This window comes from Aggregatibacter valvarum (assembly GCF_980468985.1).
In genome coordinates this window covers 1,309,430-1,327,477 of record NZ_OZ413141.1, presented here as the reverse complement: position 1 = coordinate 1,327,477, position 18,048 = coordinate 1,309,430, and the positions used below count along the sequence as shown (strand labels likewise).

Sequence of the window (18,048 nt, the reverse complement as noted above, 5' to 3'; positions counted from 1 at the left end):
TATGGCAGGCAAATTTATCGTTATTGAAGGCTTGGAAGGTGCGGGCAAAAGCACCGCCCATCAATGCGTCGTGGATACCTTAAAGGAATTAGGCATTAAGGATGTTTTTTTTACCCGTGAACCCGGTGGCACACCGTTAGCAGAAAAATTACGTCACCTCATTAAACATGAAACAGAGGAACCGGTCACAGACAAAGCCGAATTGTTGATGTTATATGCCGCACGGATTCAATTAGTGGACAATGTCATTAAGCCTGCCCTCGCCCAAGGAAAATGGGTGGTGGGTGATCGCCATGATATGTCGTCACAAGCCTACCAAGGCGGTGGCCGCCAGTTGGGAGAGGCTTTGTTAACTAACTTAAAACAAACCGTATTGGGCGATTTTGAGCCGGATTTGACCCTGTATTTAGACATTGATCCTGCCGTCGGTTTAGCCCGCGCCCGTGGACGTGGCGAGCTGGATCGCATTGAACAACAAGATCTGGATTTTTTCCACCGGACCCGTGCCCGTTATTTAGAACTGGTAAAAGACAATCCGAAAGCCGTGATGATCAATGCGGAACAATCCATTGAGCAAGTGCAGGCAGACATTAAAAGTGCGGTCAAAAATTGGTGGGTTTCGCTGTCAAAATGATCTCATTATTTCCTTGGTTGGTGCCGACCTATCACAAAATCACACAGGCGTTTGATGAGGCTTTAGGGCATCACGCTCTGCTGATTCGTGCCGATGACGGCCTCGGTGCCGAACAACTTTGTTCCGCATTGGCAAAACGTCTGATGTGCTTAACACCCAACGGGGCGGAGGCTTGTGGCGAATGCCATGCCTGCCATTTAATGCAAGCCAACAGCCATCCGGATTTCCAGCTCATCTCGCCTATTGAGAACAAAGACATCGGCGTGGATCAAATTCGTACCATGAACGAACAAGCGACGCAGCATGCGCAGCAAAACGGCAATAAAGTCATTTATATCGAACAGGCGCATCGTCTGACGGAAGCCGCTGCCAACGCCATTTTAAAAACGTTGGAAGAGCCGCGTCCAAATACCTATTTCATTTTGCAGTGCGATATGCAAAAGGCGTTGTTGCCAACCATTTACAGTCGCTGCCAAGTGTGGAATCTCTTACCACCGGACACAGACACGGCATTACAGTGGTTGCAATCACAAACATCCGCCGAAACGCAAGATATATTGACCGCACTTCGGGTGAATTATGGTCGACCACTGCTCGCGCTTGCCATGTTAGAGCAAAATTTACTGGCGCAACGACGGGAATTTTTACGCCAATTTTGGCTATTCTATCGCCGTTGTTCGCCTTTAGAATTACTGCCGTTTTTTACTAAAGAACTTGTCTTGCAGCAGCTGGATTGGTTGTTAGCCTTTTTGAGTGATAGTTTAAAAAATAAACTGCATATTCATGAAGACTGGATTTGTCAGGATATTGAACAGGGCGTCATTCAATTTAGCCAAGGACTGTCTGCCCCGGCATTATTAAAAGCAACACAAATTGTTAGCAAAGTGCGGTCGGATTTATCAGCAAATTCGGCGTTGAATTTAGAATTGATTTTACTCGACGGGCTGACCCGTTTAATTACTGAAGTATTTGAAGGATAAAATATGTTTATTGTGGATTCCCATTGCCATTTGGATGCCTTGGATTACGAAACATTACATGAAAATATTGCTGATGTGGTAGCAAAGGCAAAAGCACGCGATGTGAAACATTTATTAGCGATTGGCGTAACCTTGAGCCGTTTTGAAAAAGTGTATCCGGAATTAGCCAAATTCGATAACGTCTCTTTAGCCTGTGGCGTGCACCCGCTGGATTTTGAAGAAGAACCTTATGATGCCGCGCGTTTGTTACGCTTGGCGCAAGATCCTCAAGTCATCGCCATCGGCGAAATCGGCTTAGATTATTATTACAGTGCAGAAAACAAAGCTGCCCAACAAGCCGTGTTTGCCAGCCAAATTGACGTGGCCAACCAGCTAAATAAACCGGTCATCATTCATACACGCCAAGCGCGAGAAGACACGATTCGCCTATTGCGCGATAATCAGGCAGAAAAGTGCGGTGGCGTTTTGCATTGTTTTACCGAAAACTATGAGATGGCAAAACAAGCATTAGACTTAGGTTTTTACATTTCCATTTCAGGGATTATCACCTTTAAAAATGCGGAAGAACTTCGGGATGTGGTGCGCAAACTGCCGTTAGATCGCCTGTTGGTAGAAACCGATTCGCCTTATTTGGCACCGGTGCCTTATCGCGGTAAACAAAATCAACCGGCGTACACTCGTGAAGTGTGTGAATATGTGGCGGCATTGAAAGGCGTTTCAGTCGAGGAAATGGCGCAAATCACCACACAAAACTTTGAGCGTTTATTTAAAATTCAGGTACAATAATTAACCAATCGCATTTCAATAGGACAAAAAGATGAGAAAATTTCTAAAATATTTTTTTATTTCCGTCATTTTTATTTTTCATTTATGTATTGCTGCAGCGATAAATTATGCGATGCCGAGCTATGATGTCACCAAAGTGACCGGCGTTGAAGTAAAACGGGTAGATAAAGACGGGCCGATTACGAAAGCGAATCCGGCAGACGGTCCGACCCGCGATGTGTATTTTATCAATACGCAACATGAAAACGGCAAAGTGATGGTATATCGCAACGAAGATACTCGTTGGGGTTTTCCGTTCTATTTCAAATTCGGTTCAGCCAATTTACAGGCATTGGCGCAAGCCTTGGGTAATGAAGAAAAAACCGTGGAAATCAAATATTACGGCTGGCGTTTAACAATGTTTGATGAATTCCCGAATGCGTTATCCATAAAAGCAATGGCTGAGACAGATTCGCCCAGCCATCCGATTGTTTCTTATATTCTTTATGTTGTTTTGCTCTTTACGCTCTTTTTCGCGATTCAATTTATCCGTGGTTGGTTTGATAGCGAAAATTAATGTGTTCAGTGGCAAAACCGGCTTTTCCTAGGAACGCGTTTTGCCATAACGCACATGGATATAGAGAAAGAACATTAGCCCGATCGTTGCAAAGGCGGCACCAGTAAACCCAATGCTGGATAAACCGAGGTGCTGCATAACTTGATTGCCAAGTAACGCACCGCCGCCGATACCAATATTGTAGAGTCCGGAATAAATTGCCATCGCCACATCTGTAGCATCCGGTGCCAGTTGTAGCACACGAACCTGCAAACTTAGACCAATCCCTGAAATACCGATTCCCCAGACAAATGCCAACAAATACATGGAAAATTCACTGTGGCTAAAAGGTAATAGCAAGGCTAAAGAAATGACCAAAATCGCCATGGACGTTAAGAGGAATTTTGCCGGTGCTAAACGATGTAAGCGGTTGAAGAGCAGACTGGCGGTAATGCCGGAAAGCCCAAAAATCAATAAGATTGCCGTGGCAACGCCATTACTCATTTCTCCAATGCGAACAATAAAAGGCTCAATATAACTGTAAGCGGTAAAATGCGCTGAAACGATCAGTATCGTTAACACGTAGAGCCCCACCAAAAGTGGGCGTTTAAATAACGAAGGCACACTGCTTAGCGAACCGGCATTGCGGCTGGCTAAGTGCGGTAGGAAACGATAGAGAAGTAGAAGAAGACAAAACGCAAGAAAAGCGATAATCCCAAAGGCTTCGCGCCAACCGAGATATTGTCCGATAATCCGTCCTATCGGCAAGCCGAGCACCATTGCTAATGCGCTGCCCATAGCTAACAGCCCGATGGCTTGTGCTTTTTTGTCTTTTGGCGCGACACGCACTGCAAGGGACGTGGTGATTGACCAGAAAATGGCGTGCGTAAAGGCAATGCCAATACGGGAAAGTAGCAATATCCAGAAATTCCACGCCAAAACTGACAAAATGTGGCTGGCAATAAAAATAATGAATAATTTGATTAACAGACTACGTCGTTCTAGCTTTGCCGTCATGAGCATAAAAGGTAAGGACATCAGCGACACAATCCACGCATAAATAGTAATCATCAGCCCGGTTTGTTCTACCGGAATCTGAAAACTTTGGGCTATGTCTGAAAGCAAGGCGACCGGTAAGAATTCTGTTGTGTTAAAAACAAAGGCGGCAAATGCCAACAAAATGACGCGAAAAAATTTTAAGCGTCGTACGATTTTTAAAGTGGCCATTATTCCCGCCCTAATTTACGTTTAAGAAGATCTTTAAGTTGATTGCGCAAGTTTTTATCAAATAGCACTTCATATTGTGGGGAGTAGCAATTATTAAAGAAACGCAGGGGCAGAACAAATTCCGAATATTTTTCATTATTTGATCGAAGCGTTAAATTCACATCACATTGCATGGATTTTAAGTTTACCTGACCGCGTCCTTCCCCTGAAAGTGCGGTGGTTTTTAACAGGATTTTGTCAATCTTCAATTGATTCTCTTGAAGCATAGAACTCATAACAAATTTTTTATACGGCGTTTTGATCGCGTCTTTTTGTTTAACTTCGGCATTCTGCCAATTAATTGGTAAATATTGCCCGGCAAGTTCCAATAAATTCACGCCGGATAACTCGCCATCATGCGCACTAAAATAGAATTTACCGGCTTTTATTCGCGACTGAACGAACTCGGCGGTAATGTCAAAATCCGTGTTACCGGTGAGCGTATTTGGGAAATTAAATAACGCCAATAAACGTTCGATAGGGTAATTTTTGCCTCGAAAACTGACCGCACTTTGATCGGGATCGCTTGCATAATCTAGGTGTGCGAGGCAAGGTGAACGCGTCGTACAATAAGAATCAATATCCGCAGTGAGATGTTTGGTGTATTGGGATAAATCCAATGTCGTTTTAACAAAGCCCACCTTCTCTTCATTTAAAACAACATGATCAAAATAGGCGACAAGTTTTCTCTCCTCACTGCGCTGAACGCCGCCTTTCATAAAATGAAAATTAAAAACACGATTGTTGCCGTACAGCGGTTTCGCTAACTCCACCAGAATCTGACTATCACCACTCAATGAAATGTTATCGGTAGTAATGTTACCCAAGGAAAAATCAGAAAAACGCATTTGAATAGTTGCCGCGTTTTGCGCATTTTCAGAGAGTTTCAGATTTTGAATGTCGATTTCCTGCAACTTTACATCACCGAACAACATTGCCGATAAGGGGAACTTGCCTGTCAGTTTTTCAATACTGATTCGGTTATACTGGACTTTATCGAAGGAAATATAAGGTTGCGGGAGAATACCTAGATTAAAGGCGTGAAAGGTAGTTTCATGTTGTGCCAATTTGGTACTGACCGCACTTTCCAGCTTATTCAGTTGAATGTAAAAAAGTGCTGAGATCGCCAACATCACGACCAATGTCATCAGGGCGATCTTTTTCATTTATTTATCCTCATCAATGCGACTGGCAACCGCATTTTGTTGATTTTTGTATTTAGCGTCTTTACGGCTGTTATACGGACGCGCCGCCGTGCCACTTAACACTTCAAAACTCAAGGCGCCAATCACCATATTCGGACGCAACGCCAATGGCAACTTGCCGGAATTGTAAAACTCCAACACAATTTTGCCTTCCCAACCCGGATCAATACGGTGTGCCGTTACGTGCACCATGAGACCCAAACGCGCTAAAGAGGATCGTCCGTCCAACCAACCGATAATATTCGCCGGCAGTTTTACCGATTCTAAGGTGGTGGCAAGGGCAAGTACGCCGGGGTGTAAAAAGAAAGCTTCGTCATCGGCAATAATAATTTCATCGCTCATGACCGATTCTAATTGCGCGGAGACTTCTTCTTTCGGGCCGCTTAAATCAATGTAAGGGGCAGAATGTTCACGAAATACGCGAAAAGAATTACCTAAACGAACATCAATCGTCGCACCGTTAATTTTATCGTTAGACGGGCGCGGATTCAGTGAAATTAAGCCTTCATCCAGATAACGTTCAATGTCAGTATCACATAATCTCATGATCTGCTCCTATTTTTTGCTTAAAAGCTGCATGATTTGTGCCTTTAACATATTGATGGCAATGCGGTTTTTCCCTCCGCGAGGGATCACAATGTCAGCATGTTGTTTAGAGGGTTCGATAAATTGCAAGAACATCGGACGCACCGTGGCACGATATTGATCAATGACGGATTGAAGGGTGCGACCACGTTCTTCCATGTCGCGTTGTAAACGGCGAATAAAGCAAATATCTAACGGAGTATCCACAAACACGGAAATATCTGCCAACTGACGTACACGCTCGTCTGTAAGTAATAAAATTCCCTCTAAAATCACAATACGTTTTGGCGTGAAATGGGTCACGTCATCGGTTCGGGTATGCTCCACATAACTATACACGGGAATATCAACGGCGTTGCCGGCTTTCAACGCTTTCAAATGGGCAATGAGCAAATCGCGGTCCATGGAGTTTGGGTGATCATAATTGGTTTTAACCCGTTCAGACATCTCTAAGTGGCTTTGATCTTTGTAATAACTATCTTCGGCAATAATGCCGATTTCTTCACAACCCAGTTCATGACAAAGTTCTTTATGTACTGTAGAGGCAATAGAACTTTTTCCTGAAGCCGAAGCGCCCGCAATGGCGATAATAATACAAGATGATGTTTGATTTTCTGACATACCCTTCCCTTTTCTCATAATGTGAATAAATTGGCGGAATTATAAAGAAAAAAGCATTTTTTTGACATAACTAGATTTCGCCCTTGGCTATTTTTCTATAATTCAGATGTAACGCAACAGATTCATGCAGAAAATTCTTCGTTTTGTGAGGCTTCTCACATTAATGGCGTGGGATTTTATGTAACATGCTCACCTAAAAGCGCATACCGAGCGATATCGGCATGCTATTTTCATCTCATGGACAATAAAGAGGTACAACATGAAGTTAAAATCACTTTCTCTTGCAATTTCCACCGCACTTTTAGCCGGCGGTTTAATGGCAAGCCAAGCGGCTGTGGCAAAAGGTCGCTTAGTCGTTTATTGCAGCGCCACCAATATTTTATGTGAAACCACCACCAAGGCATTCGGTGAAAAATATGATGTCAAAACCTCCTTTATTCGTAACGGCTCAGGCAGTACCTTTGCCAAAGTAGAGGCAGAAAAAAATAACCCACAAGCAGACGTATGGTTCGGCGGTACATTCGACCCACAAGCGCAAGCAGCTGAATTAGGCTTAATCGAACCTTACAAATCTAAGCACATTGATGAAATCGTAGAACGTTTCCGCGATCCGGCAAAAACCAAAGGTCACTATGTTTCTGCTATTTACATGGGGATCTTAGGTTTCGGCGTGAACACAGAACGTCTGGAAAAATTAGGCATCAAAGAAGTGCCGAAATGCTGGAAAGACTTAACGGATCCACGTTTGAAAGGCGAAGTGCAAATTGCTGACCCACAAAGTGCCGGTACAGCCTATACGGCGCTTGCCACATTCGTACAACTTTGGGGTGAAGACAAAGCCTTTGATTTCTTAAAAGCGTTACATCCAAATGTTTCCCAATACACCAAATCCGGTGTCACCCCATCCCGTAACGCGGCTCGCGGTGAAGCTGTCGTGGGTATCGGTTTCTTACACGATTACGCCCTTGAAAAACGTAATGGCGCACCATTGGAACTTGTAGTGCCATGTGAAGGCACAGGCTATGAATTAGGTGGTGTGAGTATCTTAAAAGGTGCACGTAATCTGGATAATGCAAAATTATTCGTGGATTGGGCGTTATCTAAAGAAGGCCAAGAATTGGCATGGAAACAAGGTGAATCCTTACAAATCTTAACCAACACAACAGCAGAACAATCCCCAACGGCGTTTGATCCAAATAAATTGAATCTCATCAATTATGACTTTGAAAAATACGGCGCCGCCGAACAACGCAAAGCCTTAATTGAAAAATGGGTTCAAGACGTTAAATTAGCGAAATAACACGCTAAAGTGCGGTCGAAAATTCATGTCTTTTTCTCACCGCACTTTTCTTATATGGATGGCTCGTGTCCTGACGACACGAGCCTATCACCATCATTAGGACGCACATCAACAAAAGTGCGTTACCTCGACATCAAAAACACAGGAGTGTTGAAATGAAACTCTCAAAAATTGCGGTAGCACTTTCAAGTGTGGTACTCGGAGGGATATTATTCAGCAGCAATGCTGCGGCGAAAGGTCGCTTAGTGATTTATTGCAGTGCGCAAAACACCATGTGCGAGCAAGAAGCCATGGCATTCGAGAAAAAATATGATGTAAAAACCAGTTTTATTCGTGGCGGCACAGGCACTATCTTAGCCAAAATCGATGCGGAAAAAGATAACCCACAAGGTGATGTTTGGTATGGTGGCACCATGGATCCGCATTCCCAAGCGGGTGAAATGGGCTTATTAGAGCCTTATAAATCACCAAATCTGCCACAAATTGTAGAGCAGTTCCGTGATCCGGCTAAAATGAAAGGCAACTATTCCTCAGCTATCTATCTTGGTGTATTAGGTTTTGGTGTGAACCCTGAACGTTTACAAAAACTCAATTTGCCAATACCAAAATGCTGGAAAGATTTAGCTGATCCAATGTATCGCAATGAAATTCAAGCGGCAGATCCGCAAAGCTCAGGAACCGGCTATACACAATTAGCGACCTATATCCAGCTTTGGGGCGAAGAAGAGGCCTTCAAATACTTGAAAGCGTTAAACAAAAACGTGTCGCAATATACCAAATCCGGTAACACCGCAACCCGTAACACGGCGCGTGGCGAAACGGCAATCGGCATCGGCTTTTTACACGAATATTCGTTAGAAAAAGCCAAAGGTGCCCCGGTTGAATTAGTGGTACCTTGCGAAGGTACGGGCTATGAAATTGGTGGAGTCAGCGTAATTAAAGGCGCACGTAATCTTGAAAATGCGAAACTTTTCGTGGATTGGGCGTTATCGAAAGAAGCGCAAGAATTAACATGGCAAAAAGGCGAAGCCTATTCCATTTTAACCAATACCACAGCGCAACAATCCCCTTATGCGTTGGATTTTAAATCGATTAACCTGATTAACTATGATTTTGACAAATACGGCGCCACTGACTTGCGCAAACGTTTAATCACGAAATGGGTTGATGATGTTAAACTAGCCAAATAAATTGTTGTTAAATAAAGAAGCAATGTCTATTGCATTGCTTCTCTATTTCTTCTTATGCGAGGTTGTATGAACGCAAATAAACTACCAATCACACATTCTGCGAATTTTTGGATAATCTTGTCCATTGTTGCATTTCTTGTTCTCCCTTCCCACGCCTTAGATTACGGCTTGTTTGACAGCACCGCCGATGAATTCTTTGATGCCATGGGTTGGTCATCTTTTAATATTACCGCTTTTTGGTTCTTGCCAGTGATTTTGTACGGTTTATTGCCGTGGCTAAAATTACCAACCAATACACAAGCCAAAGCGGAACTTTACTTATTAGCACTGGCGACATTATTTACCTTTATCAGCGCCAGCGTACTGAAAATCAGCATGGGCTATTCGGTGATCGTTTTACTCATCGCTTTCACCGCGCTTGCTACGCTTTCTTTGGCGAAGTTAAAGATTATGCAAGGCGACAAATTTATTATCGCCTCCTTGCTTTGCATTATTTTGCTGATTTTCTTCTTCATCGTTTACCCAACATTGGCGATTTTCGTCTCCATGTTCTACGATGGAGAGACTTTTGCACCACAACAAGTGATGCGTATTTTGACGCAAAGCTACATTGTGCGCGTTATCAGTAACTCCTTGTTCTTATCCGGTTTCGTGGGTATCGTTTCTACGGTGTTCGGTTTAGCATTTGCTCTTTACACCACCCGTATTGCGCGCCGTACCGCATTTATCGGTAAAATCTTCTCTATTTTGCCGATTGTGACGCCACCGTTTGTCGTTGGATTAGGGGTCACCTTAATGCTGGGTCGTTCCGGTTATGTGACCGAGTTTTTATCCACCAATTTCGGTTTCACCAACCACAACTGGCTGTACGGTTTTAACGGTATCGCTATTGCACAGATTTTGGCATTTGCGCCAATTTCCTTCATGATTTTAGATGGCGCATTAAAATCCGTGCATCCGTCCATTGAAGAAGCGTCTTATACGTTGCGTGCCAACCGTTACCAAACTTTCTATAACATCATTTTCCCGTTACTGCGCCCTGCCTTGGCGAACTCGTTCCTCATCGTGTTCATCCAATCGCTCGCAGACTTTAGTAACCCGTTGGTATTGGGGGGTAGCTTCGACGTTATTGCAACGCAAATTTACTTCTACATTGCCGGTTCACAATTAGATTACGCTTCCGCCAGTACCCTTGGCTCCATGTTGTTAATCTTCTCCTTGGCGATTTTTATCATTCAATATTTATGGATTGGTAACCGCTCTTATGTGACCGTATCCGGTAAATCTTATCGCGGCGATGTGCAAGAACTCCCTGCCGGCTTGAAATACACGATTATTTTCATGCTCGGCGCTTGGGTTATCTTCAACCTTGCTTTATACGGCAGTATTTTCTACGGAAGCTTCACCGTCAACTGGGGTGTGGACTATACCTTAACCTTGAAGAACTACGCCATGTTGTTCGGACAAGGATTGAGTGACGGCGCGTGGCCTTCCTTAATTAATACCTTAATTTACGCCGGTATCGCGGCACCACTTACTGCCATTTTTGGTTTATTAATTGCCTATATTGTGGTGCGTAAAGACTTCCAAGGGAAAAAATCCCTTGAGTTCTTAACTATGCTTTGTTTTGCCGTACCCGGCACAGTGGCGGGGGTCTCTTACATTCTTGCCTTTAACAATGCGCCAATGTACATCACCGGCACCAGTATTATCGTGGTGATTTCCATGGTGATGCGTGATTTGCCAATTGGTATGCGTGCGGCGATTGCAGGCTTAGGACAACTTGATAAATCCCTAGACGAAGCCTCCCTTTCTCTGAAAGGTAGCTCATGGAAAACCCTGTGGTATATCGTGTTGCCATTATTAAAACCGGCGTTGCTTTCTGCGCTTGTCACCAGTTTCGTGCGTGCCATGACGACAGTGAGTGCAATCATCTTCTTAGTTACTGCGGATACCCGTGTAGCAACCGCATACATCCTAAACCGTGTCGAAGACGGTGAGTATGGGATTGCCATTGCATACGGCTCCATCTTAATCGTGGTGATGATGGCGATTATTTTATTCTTCGACTGGATTGTCGGTGACACCCGCATTTCCCGTTCCAAAGCGAAAAAAATGAATTAAGTTGTAGGTAAAAAATATGAGTAATGATTTCTTAGTATTAAAAAATGTCACGAAAGCCTTTGGCAAATCTGTGGTAATTGATGATTTGGATTTAACCATTAAACGCGGCACCATGGTGACGTTACTTGGACCATCCGGTTGCGGTAAAACGACTATTTTGCGTTTGGTTGCAGGTCTTGAAAACCCAACCTCCGGACAAATTTTCATTGACGGTGAAGACGTAACCAAATCGTCCATTCAAAACCGCGATATTTGTATCGTGTTCCAATCCTATGCGTTGTTCCCGCACATGAGCATCGGTGATAATGTGGGTTATGGTTTGCGTATGCAAAACGTGAGCAAAGAAGAACGTAAACAACGCGTTAAAGAAGCCTTGGAATTGGTAGATTTAGCCGGATTTGAAGATCGTTATGTGGATCAAATCTCCGGTGGTCAACAACAACGTGTGGCGCTTGCTCGTGCGCTTGTTCTCAAACCGAAAGTGTTACTGTTCGATGAACCGTTAAGTAACCTCGATGCTAACTTACGTCGTGCGATGCGGGAAAAAATCCGTGAATTACAACAAAGCCTAGGCATCACCTCTTTATACGTGACCCACGACCAAACAGAAGCTTTTGCCGTATCCGATGAAGTTATCGTGATGAATAAAGGGAAAATCATGCAAAAGGCACCGGCAAAAGATCTGTATCAACGCCCGAACTCGTTATTCCTGGCTAACTTCATGGGCGAATCCAGTATTTTCCCGGCGAAATTGCAAGGAAATACCGTTAACATTCATGGCTATGAACTTGCCCTAAATAATGCTGCCCAATTCAATTTACCGGATGGGGATTGCTTGGCAGGCGTTCGCCCGGAAGCCGTTTATCTCCATGAAACCGGCACAGAAGCCCAACGTTGCACGATTAAAAGTGCGGTATACATGGGCAACCATTGGGAAGTCGTGGCAGTATGGCATGGTCAAGATTTGTTGATTAACTGCCGTCCTGAACAGTTCAACCCGGCATCGCAAGAAGCCTATGTGCATCTTTCCGAGCAAGGCATTTTCTTGTTAAAAAATCAGTAAAAATTAAAAATAATTGAAATTTTAACCGCACTTTGTATTCAAAAGAGTAAAGTGCGGTTATTATTTACGGCACTTTTAAATTTGACGTGATCAATTCGTCTAAACGTTTTTCATCTAAGTTTGAGAATAACATGAGTAAAAAAAGAAAAGTTACTTTAACCCTTGCTGCCATCCTTGTTGCACTGGGTGGGGGCGCGCAGTTTTATACCAACCAGCAAGTGGATCGGGTTTTGCAAAAATTCCCTTATTCTTTAGATAATCAGCTCAGCCTTCATGTCACCGAAACGGGAAATCATTTTTTTAGTCGAGACCTCACATTTAGTTTGGAAAATAGTGAGGGTAAGCGCACAGAGGTGATTTCAACCAAACTGACGGCGTTGCCTTTTTTTATTACGGCAGAATCTCAGCTTTCCGAACAGTTGGTGCGTCAATTAAATAAAAATCTTAATATCACGCTTGATAAAAACACCATTAACAGCAAATTTTCTCCGGTAGGCGATTATTTGCAATCGGATCTTGTTGCTGAATTTCGTGATTTTACGAACAAAACGCAAACCCTTTCTGTGCTATTTAACTTTGATCCAAGTAGCAAAAATATCAAAGTGAAATCTACGCTGAGCGGATTTAATTATGATAAAAACAGCAAATTAGAACAGTTGCAAGGGCATGCGCAATTACAGCGGGTCGATGATAATGAATATGCTATTCGGCTATTAGAACTGAATGCCAAGCAAGTTGAGGTGGACTTATTAAATGGTGAAAACACGAAAATTCAGTTAAAAAACGCCGCTTATCGTCTTGATGTCAAACCGCATCCCGAGATACAGCAACGAGATTTATTGACACAATTTAATAGTGAAACTTTCCAAATTACTGATAAAGCGCATAAGGCAGAGGAAAATCCAACGATTGTGCGTGGCTTATCACTGAACCTTGAGCAACAAGGCGTGCAAAGTGCGGTGGATTTTGCCAGTGAATTTAACGCATTGAACAAGCAGCCGAGTGTTAAAAATGCCGTGAATTTTGTCATTGGTGTACTGACCCATAATGACCGTTTTAACGGTTCGCTGTCGGTAAAATCCATTGACGTGCCAAAAGATCAGCAACCTTATTTTTCTTTAAAGGACACTGCACTCCAGCTTGAATTAAATAATACAGATCTTGCCAAAGCCGGTATTACATTGCAATTAAAGGCCGCCGATATCAAACAAACACCGACAGAACCAACGAAACAATGGCAACTTAGCGGTGCGGATATTCGCTATCAACTGGATGACTATCCGTTACAAAAAGAATTCGCGTTTATTCCGTTTTATTTAGAGGCGCTGGCGACTAAAACACCACCAAAAGAAGCGAGTCAAGCATTATCCGCCTTGAGAGATCAATGGGTGAAGTCCATGGAAGATAAGGCACATTGGGAGATGACGCTGAAGGCTTTTCACTATGGTGATGTAGCGTTGGAGGCGTTGGCGGTAAACGGTGATGCGAAGGTGGAAAATCAACATTATTACGGGACATCGCACCTTTCATTGAAAACGTTAGCCTTGCCTGATTTGCAAGTGCAACTTGAGGGATTGCAGATAAATATGCCGATGGTGCTAAACAATTACCCTCAGTTAGCAATAACGCAATTCTGTATGGGAATGCATAGTCTCTTGTGTACTGCGTATTTTCCACCGGAAAGCTATAAGAAAATGTTCGATGATCTCTGGACTACGCTGGATCTGTCAACAGAGGGCACAACGGTAGCATTGAATCTCAATACCTATCCGACAACCAAAGCTTATCCTGTGAACCTTGCTCTTAAAGGGGCGGCATCTGTGCCACAAGAGAGTAAAAAGTCTGCTGGGTTGTTTAAGCAAAATCTTAAGGGAAAAATGACGTTTTCATTTGATAAGGCGCTACTAGATGATACACAGGAAGCCGCTTCAAAAATCAAAAAGAATTCGATGTTTTGGCAATCATGGCAGACGGAACTCAAACCCGAAGGTAAGCTGATCCCCCTTTTCACTGAGCAAGATGGAAAATATGTCATGACCTTGGAAAAGGATAAGGAATGGCTTGTGAATGGTAAGACATTAGAGGCGATTCGTCAGGAACGTCTTGCTCAGGCGGAAGCCGAACGGAAAGCCGCGGCTGAACAGGAAGCGCTTGAACAAGAAACGCTTCAGAAAGCTGAACAACATGAAACGGAAACGCCTGCGGTGTTAGAGGCGAACGATAAGGCTAGAATAGCGAATCCTTCTACGATCGCGACAGAAGCAATAAAAGATGCGGCTGCACCACAGGATTCCGGTAAACCGGAGGTAAAGGAACATTCCACGAATGAAAGTGCGGTTCAAGAAAATTCTGTTAAAGAGGATATCGTTCAAAAATCAGAAAGCGTTGAAACCCATAAGGGAAAAGACATCAACAAGGAAAAAGCCGAAAAATCGACGACAACATCCCATTAAAAGAGACACTAAAAAAGGGCTTGATTCATATCAAGCCCTTTGTTTATCTTATGTACAGAATAGGTATATTTAGCCCATCTAACGATTCATTATGAACGTTTCATAATTTCAAAGAAGGCTTCGTTGGTTTTTGCCACAGCGAGTTTGTCGATAAGGAATTCCATCGCTTCCACTTCGCCCATTGGGTTAAGGATTTTGCGGAGGATCCACATTTTTTGTAACTCGTCAGGGGTGGTAAGTAAGTCTTCTTTACGGGTGCCGGAACGGTTAAAGTCAATAGCTGGGAACACACGTTTTTCCGCGATTTTACGGGAAAGATGCAATTCCATGTTACCGGTACCTTTAAATTCTTCGAAGATGACTTCATCCATTTTTGAACCGGTATCGACTAATGCGGTGGCGATGATCGTCAAGCTGCCGCCTTCTTCCACGTTACGCGCGGCACCGAAGAAACGTTTTGGACGGTGTAATGCGTTGGCATCCACACCACCGGATAAAATCTTACCGGATGCCGGGGTCACGGTGTTATAAGCGCGCGCTAAACGGGTGATGGAGTCAAGTAAAATCACCACATCTTTTTTGTGTTCTACAGAACGTTTGGCTTTTTCGATCACCATTTCAGCCACTTGAACGTGACGGGTTGCCGGTTCATCGAAAGTAGAGGCAATCACTTCGCCTTTGACGGAGCGTTGCATTTCCGTAACTTCTTCCGGGCGCTCATCGATCAATAACACGATAAGTTCGACATCAGGGTAGTTGTGTGTAATGCTTTGCGCAATATTTTGCAACAACATGGTTTTACCCGCTTTCGGTGGTGCGACGATCAAACCGCGTTGGCCTTTCCCGATAGGGGCGGCTAAATCTAAAATTCGGGCGGTTAAATCTTCGGTAGAACCGTTGCCGCGTTCCATTCTTAAACGGGAATTGGCATGTAATGGCGTTAAGTTTTCGAAAAGGATTTTGCTGCGGGAGACTTCCGGTTTGTCGTCATTGACTTGGTCAACTTTAAGGAGGGCAAAGTAGCGTTCGCCTTCTTTCGGCGGTCGAATTTTCCCTTCGATTTTATCCCCAGTTTGCAAATTGAAACGACGAATTTGGCTTGGAGAAACGTAGATGTCATCCGGGCCGGCTAAATAGGAACTGTCTGCTGAACGTAGGAAACCGAAACCGTCCGGCAAAATTTCTAAAACGCCACCACCGAAAATATCTTCTCCGCCTTTCGCGTGTTGTTTCAAAATGGCAAAAACAATGTCTTGTTTGCGTAATCGGGCTAAGTTTTCTAAACCCATTTGTCCTTCGCCAAGTCTCACAAGATCGGAAACCGGCATATTTTTAAGTTCTGTAAGATGCATAGTTAATTTGAGAGTTGTTTAGATTTGATATTTAGATATAAATGAATGGGGTATTTGAAGTTGGTGCGTAAATTAGCATTAAATTACTAGCCTGTCTAGTTTTAAACGGTCTTTTTCCAATTTTATTGAGCAGAGAAAAATCGAAAGTGCGGTTCTTTTTAGCGGTGTTTTTTGAGGGATATTTCGTATTTCACAGTAGCCATTGAATTAATTGTGCCGAATTTTTGGGGATTTTTCCCGTTCATGCTATGCTTAGCACCAATTTTTTATGATTGAATTGATGATTATGCAAGAGAATTATTTAAGTTCGGCACGTTTTGCCGATTTTCCGCTACATCCTTTGGTGTTACAGGCGTTGAACGATAAAGGATTTGAATTTTGTACGCCAATTCAGGCGTTGTCCTTGCCGGTAACATTGCAAGGAAAAGATGTGGCAGGGCAAGCCCAAACCGGCACGGGAAAAACCATTGCATTTTTGACCGCACTTTTTCACCATTTATTAACTCATCCAACCGAGACGGATAAGAATCAACCCCGTGCGTTGATTTTGGCACCGACCCGTGAATTGGCGGTGCAAATTGAACATGACGCGCAGATTTTCTTAAAAACAACGAAATTTAAGACCGCACTTGCTTATGGTGGAGATGGCTATGACAAGCAATTAAAAGCCATCGAAAATGGCGTAGATGTGCTTATTGGCACAACCGGACGCGTCATTGATTATGTGAAGCAGGGCATTATCCGCTTGGATCAGATTCAAACGGTGGTATTGGATGAAGCGGATCGGATGTTTGATTTAGGTTTTATTCGCGATATTCGTTATTTGTTGCGTAAATGTCCATCTCCGCAACAACGTCTGACCATGCTGTTCTCCGCCACGCTTTCCTATAAAGTGCGCGAACTTGCCTTTGAAGATATGAATGACCCGGAATACGTGGAAATTGAGCCGGAACAAAAAACCGGGCAGCAAATTAAAGAAGAATTATTTTACCCTTCTAACCAAGATAAAATTCCGCTATTGCTCACGTTGTTAGAAGAAGAATGGCCGGAGCGTTGCATTATTTTTGCCAACACGAAACATCAATGTGAGGCTATTTGGGGCTATTTAGCGGCAGACGGGTATCGTGTCGGTTTGTTAACCGGCGATGTGGCGCAGAAAAAACGCCTTTCTTTGTTGAAACAATTTACTGATGGCGAGTTGGACATTTTAGTGGCGACCGATGTGGCGGCACGTGGATTACACATTGCAGAGGTTACACACGTGTTCAACTATGACTTGCCGGATGATCGGGAAGATTATGTTCATCGCATTGGGCGTACCGGCCGTGCGGGCGAAAGTGGGATTTCCATTAGCTTTGCTTGTGAACAATACGCCATGAATCTCCCGGCGATTGAAGAATACATTGGGCACAGTATTCCGGTGAGTCAATATGATCCGAATGCATTGTTGCAGGATATTCCGAAGCCTTATCGCTTGAAACGGGAAGGCAATTTTAGCGCGCCGAACAATCAACGCCGCAAGCCGTTTCGCGCGAAACGCTAGCCAAAGGATTGGCGTTGATTTTATTCAATGCTAAAATTCGCCGTTTTTTGAATTGAGGAGAAAATATGTCGTTAGTCGAGTTTGTGGTGAATAAATTAGAGGATTTAAAAGCTACCGACATTTTACCGTTAAACGTAAAAGGGAAGTTATACATCACCGATACCATGATTTTATGCACCGGCACCTCTTCCCGTCATGTGTCTTCCTTAGCGCAGAAATTAATCACCGAATGTAAACTTGCCGGCATCGATGTATTTGGTGATGAAGGCAAAGAAACGGCTGATTGGGTCGTTGTGGATTTAGGTGAAGCTATTGTACATATCATGCAGGCGGAAAGCCGTGAGATGTATCAATTAGAAAAACTTTGGGCATAAGGCATATTAAAACATATAAAGTGCGGTCGTTTTTGCG

Annotated in this window: 16 protein-coding genes; 11 read left to right on the top strand and 5 right to left on the bottom strand. The window is 43.5% G+C overall.

The annotated features are described in order from the left end of the window. Position 1 precedes the first annotated feature (1 nt). The 4 genes from tmk to AC30SF_RS06220 are packed head-to-tail and all read left to right on the top strand — an operon-like array spanning position 2 to position 2,956. Positions 2-634 carry a dTMP kinase gene (tmk, locus tag AC30SF_RS06235; protein WP_489607900.1) on the top strand — a complete coding sequence of 211 codons (633 nt, stop codon included), beginning with the start codon at positions 2-4 and terminating at the stop codon, positions 632-634. Further along, the gene (locus AC30SF_RS06230; RefSeq protein ID WP_489607899.1) at positions 631-1,614 is read left to right on the top strand and encodes a DNA polymerase III subunit delta'; all 984 of its coding nucleotides are present in this window, start codon (positions 631-633) and stop codon (positions 1,612-1,614) included. The genes tmk and AC30SF_RS06230 overlap by 4 nt, the downstream gene beginning before the upstream one ends. A gap of 3 nt (positions 1,615-1,617) precedes the next feature. Next, a complete protein-coding gene (locus tag AC30SF_RS06225) occupies positions 1,618-2,400 on the top strand; it encodes a TatD family hydrolase (protein WP_489607898.1) in 783 nt (260 codons plus the stop codon). Between the two features lie 31 nt (positions 2,401-2,431). Next, on the top strand, positions 2,432-2,956 hold the full coding sequence (locus AC30SF_RS06220; RefSeq protein ID WP_209364677.1) for a DUF1523 family protein: 525 nt from the start codon (positions 2,432-2,434) through the stop codon (positions 2,954-2,956). 27 nt (positions 2,957-2,983) lie between these two features. On the opposite strand, the gene AC30SF_RS06215 is transcribed toward AC30SF_RS06220, so the two are convergent. Genes AC30SF_RS06215 through udk form a run of 4 tightly spaced genes read right to left on the bottom strand, consistent with a single transcriptional unit; the run spans position 2,984 to position 6,612 of the window. Further along, positions 2,984-4,162, bottom strand: coding sequence for a sugar transporter (locus AC30SF_RS06215; RefSeq protein ID WP_489607897.1), 1,179 nt, complete (start codon positions 4,160-4,162; stop codon positions 2,984-2,986). Continuing rightward, positions 4,162-5,367: a hypothetical protein gene (locus AC30SF_RS06210; protein ID WP_489607896.1), complete on the bottom strand. Its 1,206-nt coding sequence runs from the start codon at positions 5,365-5,367 to the stop codon at positions 4,162-4,164. Before AC30SF_RS06210 ends, AC30SF_RS06215 begins: the two co-directional genes overlap by 1 nt. Continuing rightward, positions 5,368-5,952: a dCTP deaminase gene (gene dcd / locus AC30SF_RS06205; RefSeq protein ID WP_296027585.1), complete on the bottom strand. Its 585-nt coding sequence runs from the start codon at positions 5,950-5,952 to the stop codon at positions 5,368-5,370. A 9-nt stretch (positions 5,953-5,961) separates the two neighbouring features. After that, positions 5,962-6,612 carry a uridine kinase gene (gene udk, locus AC30SF_RS06200; protein WP_311461374.1) on the bottom strand — a complete coding sequence of 217 codons (651 nt, stop codon included), beginning with the start codon at positions 6,610-6,612 and terminating at the stop codon, positions 5,962-5,964. A gap of 259 nt (positions 6,613-6,871) precedes the next feature. Here udk and AC30SF_RS06195 point away from each other — a divergent pair, with 259 nt between their 5' ends. The 5 genes from AC30SF_RS06195 (at position 6,872) to AC30SF_RS06175 (ending at position 14,742) form a co-directional block, all read left to right on the top strand. Next, positions 6,872-7,912 carry an extracellular solute-binding protein gene (locus AC30SF_RS06195; protein ID WP_311461372.1) on the top strand — a complete coding sequence of 347 codons (1,041 nt, stop codon included), beginning with the start codon at positions 6,872-6,874 and terminating at the stop codon, positions 7,910-7,912. Positions 7,913-8,067: 155 nt separating this feature from the next. Then, entirely contained in the window at positions 8,068-9,102 is a 1,035-nt protein-coding gene (locus AC30SF_RS06190; protein ID WP_315542272.1) for an extracellular solute-binding protein, read from the top strand. 66 nt (positions 9,103-9,168) lie between these two features. Continuing rightward, positions 9,169-11,226, top strand: a complete 2,058-nt coding sequence (locus AC30SF_RS06185; RefSeq protein ID WP_489607895.1) for an ABC transporter permease — start codon at positions 9,169-9,171, stop codon at positions 11,224-11,226. Between the two features lie 16 nt (positions 11,227-11,242). Then, positions 11,243-12,289 carry a ferric ABC transporter ATP-binding protein gene (fbpC, locus tag AC30SF_RS06180; RefSeq protein ID WP_479744193.1) on the top strand — a complete coding sequence of 349 codons (1,047 nt, stop codon included), beginning with the start codon at positions 11,243-11,245 and terminating at the stop codon, positions 12,287-12,289. A gap of 131 nt (positions 12,290-12,420) precedes the next feature. After that, positions 12,421-14,742 carry a hypothetical protein gene (locus AC30SF_RS06175; RefSeq protein WP_489607894.1) on the top strand — a complete coding sequence of 774 codons (2,322 nt, stop codon included), beginning with the start codon at positions 12,421-12,423 and terminating at the stop codon, positions 14,740-14,742. 89 nt (positions 14,743-14,831) lie between these two features. Here AC30SF_RS06175 and rho read toward each other — a convergent pair whose 3' ends face one another. Continuing rightward, entirely contained in the window at positions 14,832-16,094 is a 1,263-nt protein-coding gene (gene rho / locus AC30SF_RS06170) for a transcription termination factor Rho (protein WP_021616385.1), read from the bottom strand. Positions 16,095-16,380: 286 nt separating this feature from the next. Here rho and rhlB point away from each other — a divergent pair, with 286 nt between their 5' ends. Next, positions 16,381-17,637 (top strand): ATP-dependent RNA helicase RhlB, encoded by a 1,257-nt coding sequence (gene rhlB / locus AC30SF_RS06165; RefSeq protein ID WP_489607893.1) that lies wholly within the window; start codon positions 16,381-16,383, stop codon positions 17,635-17,637. Between the two features lie 65 nt (positions 17,638-17,702). After that, positions 17,703-18,011: a ribosome silencing factor gene (gene rsfS, locus AC30SF_RS06160; RefSeq protein ID WP_489607892.1), complete on the top strand. Its 309-nt coding sequence runs from the start codon at positions 17,703-17,705 to the stop codon at positions 18,009-18,011. Positions 18,012-18,048: the final 37 nt, after the last annotated feature.

Bases quoted from the DNA above. Each gene is read 5' to 3' on its own strand.
- tmk (WP_489607900.1), top strand. From the start codon at position 2: ATGGCAGGCAAATTTATCGTTATTGAAGGCTTGGAAGGTGCGGGCAAA.
- AC30SF_RS06230 (WP_489607899.1), top strand. From the start codon at position 631: ATGATCTCATTATTTCCTTGGTTGGTGCCGACCTATCACAAAATCACA.
- AC30SF_RS06225 (WP_489607898.1), top strand. From the start codon at position 1,618: ATGTTTATTGTGGATTCCCATTGCCATTTGGATGCCTTGGATTACGAA.
- AC30SF_RS06220 (WP_209364677.1), top strand. From the start codon at position 2,432: ATGAGAAAATTTCTAAAATATTTTTTTATTTCCGTCATTTTTATTTTT.
- AC30SF_RS06215 (WP_489607897.1), bottom strand. From the start codon at position 4,162: ATGGCCACTTTAAAAATCGTACGACGCTTAAAATTTTTTCGCGTCATT.
- AC30SF_RS06210 (WP_489607896.1), bottom strand. From the start codon at position 5,367: ATGAAAAAGATCGCCCTGATGACATTGGTCGTGATGTTGGCGATCTCA.
- dcd (WP_296027585.1), bottom strand. From the start codon at position 5,952: ATGAGATTATGTGATACTGACATTGAACGTTATCTGGATGAAGGCTTA.
- udk (WP_311461374.1), bottom strand. From the start codon at position 6,612: ATGTCAGAAAATCAAACATCATCTTGTATTATTATCGCCATTGCGGGC.
- AC30SF_RS06195 (WP_311461372.1), top strand. From the start codon at position 6,872: ATGAAGTTAAAATCACTTTCTCTTGCAATTTCCACCGCACTTTTAGCC.
- AC30SF_RS06190 (WP_315542272.1), top strand. From the start codon at position 8,068: ATGAAACTCTCAAAAATTGCGGTAGCACTTTCAAGTGTGGTACTCGGA.
- AC30SF_RS06185 (WP_489607895.1), top strand. From the start codon at position 9,169: ATGAACGCAAATAAACTACCAATCACACATTCTGCGAATTTTTGGATA.
- fbpC (WP_479744193.1), top strand. From the start codon at position 11,243: ATGAGTAATGATTTCTTAGTATTAAAAAATGTCACGAAAGCCTTTGGC.
- AC30SF_RS06175 (WP_489607894.1), top strand. From the start codon at position 12,421: ATGAGTAAAAAAAGAAAAGTTACTTTAACCCTTGCTGCCATCCTTGTT.
- rho (WP_021616385.1), bottom strand. From the start codon at position 16,094: ATGCATCTTACAGAACTTAAAAATATGCCGGTTTCCGATCTTGTGAGA.
- rhlB (WP_489607893.1), top strand. From the start codon at position 16,381: ATGCAAGAGAATTATTTAAGTTCGGCACGTTTTGCCGATTTTCCGCTA.
- rsfS (WP_489607892.1), top strand. From the start codon at position 17,703: ATGTCGTTAGTCGAGTTTGTGGTGAATAAATTAGAGGATTTAAAAGCT.